The organism is Caballeronia calidae, assembly GCF_900044055.2.
Lineage (GTDB): Bacteria > Pseudomonadota > Gammaproteobacteria > Burkholderiales > Burkholderiaceae > Caballeronia > Caballeronia calidae.
Genome location: NZ_FCOX02000211.1, coordinates 1 through 2,936, shown reverse-complemented (window position 1 = coordinate 2,936; position 2,936 = coordinate 1). Strand labels below are relative to the sequence as shown.

Sequence of the window (2,936 nt, the reverse complement as noted above, 5' to 3'; positions counted from 1 at the left end):
CCGCAGGCTGGGCGATGACCTTGCCCGGAGAAATGGTGCTTGGACTTTTCATGCATTGATTGACGTCCCCTCAAAAGCCTGCGAGCCCAACCCGGATTGGGCGTGTTTGTGTGACGGCATGGCGCGCTTGCGCGGCCAGCAGGGTGGATCTGCTCTGTATAAAGACCGAAACTGCATGGATACTCACTGTGTCGACTGCGGTCGTCCGCTTGAAAAATCCCGGTCGAGATGTCCAGCCTGCGGCACAACCGATCCGACGGGGCGTCGAGAGGCGATGTGCTTTTTTCTTGTCGTGGCGCTTCTGGTAGCCGTCACGACTGCTTCCTGCCTCGATCTGATTGGACGAGAAGTGTTTCGCTGATACATCGCGTTGCGTTCATACGACCGCCCGCTGCAACCGGCGCTTTTCGGTCCGGTCGTATTACACCTGCATGAGCCGTCGCTTTTCCATGAAGAGCACGATATCAATAGTGATTTTTACTTCGCACGGCAGATAGCTCCAGTCGAGTGTCTGGCCCACAGGCTCTGCTTGACGAACATCGCAATGTGCAAAGACGCCACCACGCAGAGGGTGGGCGCATCGCGCACGCACGGATACCGGCTTACAGGATAGAGCCGGTTGTGATGGGGTGGCTCGGGCCGCCTGTCGCCGACTAGCATGCTCCATCGTGAATCCGGAAGACAGGACAGCCTACGGCGTCGCTGCCGCCAAGTCCGTGCGGATTTCGTCATCGCGACCTGCTGTTGGTCGCGATGCCAAGTGGGCTTTTCCTCGTCTGACGCCTTTACCCGGATACCCCGGGCAAGCAGCTTTTCCTCTGAGATACCATTCATCGACATCGAACCGGGTATCATTCTGATTCTGCTAGATATGTCCATAAATCAGGAAGGCTCCTCTCCTTAAGCACCGACTCTTCATTCCCATTCATGGCCTCTGCAATCGCAGCCGCCATTCTGTTCATCGCGGCGTCACCGCTGTTGCTCGTCTCGCCGAGGTCGAAAATCTCACTAAACTCGTCTGAATCGGCATCGTATTCGATGTTCCAATGCTTCAGAATTTGCTCGCGACATTCAGCCTGTTCATCAATACTCAACGATCGGTAGATCTTGGTGATGATGTCGGCAATGCGATCACAGAATTTGTGTCCCTGTTTTTTCAAACCCTCGTTATGCAATCTTTCCAAGATCGAAAACTTCTGGGTTGCATCGAGATTGTCAATTGCATCGGCCTTTTCCATTTTTTCGATGAATTGCTCGGTGCCGCGCTGATTGAGGGCGTCGGCCACGGCTTCAGCCACGCTGTTCATCCTGCCCGCGCCATCATCGTTCAAATCAAAAATCGTATAGAACTCGGAAGATTCCTCGTCGTATCGAATCAACCATTTTTTCAAAATCTCGTCATCGTTCTGTGCCTGACCGCTCTCCCTTCGCGACCAATAGATCATAGCGATATTTTGTGCGTCACTGCCCGGGTCTGCTAAGTATTCTTCCACATAGAGGCCAAATAGGGCGTCGAGATCGCCGTTACATGCTTTTGTTAATAAAGTCTCTAACTGCCCCCTCATTTTTTGTTCTGCGAGACGGTCTGCAATAGTGCTCAGCTTGTCATAAAAATCTTCTTCAATATATTTGCCCATCAGTTTTTTGCTGATGCTCTCGCGCTCCTTGATGAACTGATCCTGCAGACCGAGCTTACGAAAGTGCGCACAAGCCCAGGACAAGCGGTTTTCGTCGGTCAGTTCATCGTATTTGAGCGAATGTAGGCTAAAGATCTGCTTGATTGCATCGCGTTCGCTCTCGTCCCCCGAAACCGAGCCGAGTGATTGCAAAATGGTGCGCCGTCTCTCAACAAGACTCTCATCCGTTCCAACCGGCTTGAGTTGCGAGAGGAATCGGGCCGACCATTTGTCGCTTATGAACTCCGTCTTGCCCATTAGCACCTGCTTCAATTCTTCCTGAACCGCCGCGCGGTTCTTCGCCTGGGCGGCTGTCGGCCCCGAGTAAGAAAGTGCTGCCTCAAAGAACGGCCAGCGGGAATTGAGCTGCTCACGCACACTTTGCGGCACGGACGGCAGCTGTTCCACTTTTGGCATGTCTCCTGTCCACAGGAAGTAGTCGACAACCTTGGCGGCCAGGCCGCTATCCTGCTGTTGCAGTCCATTCTGCAAGGCTTCTTTAAATTTCGTGGCGTACCGCCAGGCCCAGAACTCCTCCTGCTTTTCGGGTACACCGATTTTAAGTGCACGCCTGAAGGCCTCCGGCGTTTGGACGGCGCTGAGCGCGGCGTCGACCTCTTTCTTTTCCGGCTCTTTTCCCGGCATATTTTCCGGCTCTTTTCCCGGCTCTTTTTTCAGCTCTTTTCCCGGCTCTTTTTTCGGCGTCGTGTACAGGCCTGACAGCCCTCGAACATCCAACCACGTCTGAATCACATTTTTTATACGACTAGGATTGTCAGGCGTATCGGCGATCTTCAGGGCATCAACGATGACTTGGGAGGGAAAGAGAATCGAACGATCGATCGGGTTGCCGAGAATCGATTCCTCGAGCAGCGCAATGACGGCCCTACCGGCATCGTTTGAAGCGTAGCCGAAAACGCCTAAAGTTTGGCCACCATTCCCCTTTAAAAAGGACCGCTCATGCAGTGCGCTTTTGTCTCCGACCCATTGGGCAAATTCCAAGCGCTGCTCGAATAATTTTTTTGCAGCGCCGTCACGAGAAATGTCAGCGGTATTGAACCGTCTCGTCAGCTCGCGTTTTGCGGCTTCACGCGCAACCAAGTCTGGCACGTTGGTCGTCGGCGTCGGATAGGCGTGCAAGGATGCCACCACTTTACTGATCGGATGGGCTTTGAGCTTTTCAGACACGTCCCATACTTTGCCTAAGACCCGCAGCTGCTCGGCTTTATTTTTGTTTCCTTTCGCGCTCGCGAGCAGCTT

The 2,936-nt window shown here is 53.5% G+C and carries 2 protein-coding genes; one reads left to right on the top strand and one right to left on the bottom strand.

Features of this window, described 5'->3' with window-relative positions; all coding sequences use genetic code 11:
- On the top strand, positions 1–361 hold a 361-nt coding region (locus AWB78_RS49100; protein ID WP_232478126.1), incomplete at its 5' end, for a hypothetical protein.
- A gap of 490 nt (positions 362–851) precedes the next feature.
- Here the strand turns inward: AWB78_RS49100 and AWB78_RS42030 are convergent.
- On the bottom strand, positions 852–2,936 hold a 2,085-nt coding region (locus tag AWB78_RS42030), incomplete at its 5' end, for a hypothetical protein (RefSeq protein ID WP_157697887.1).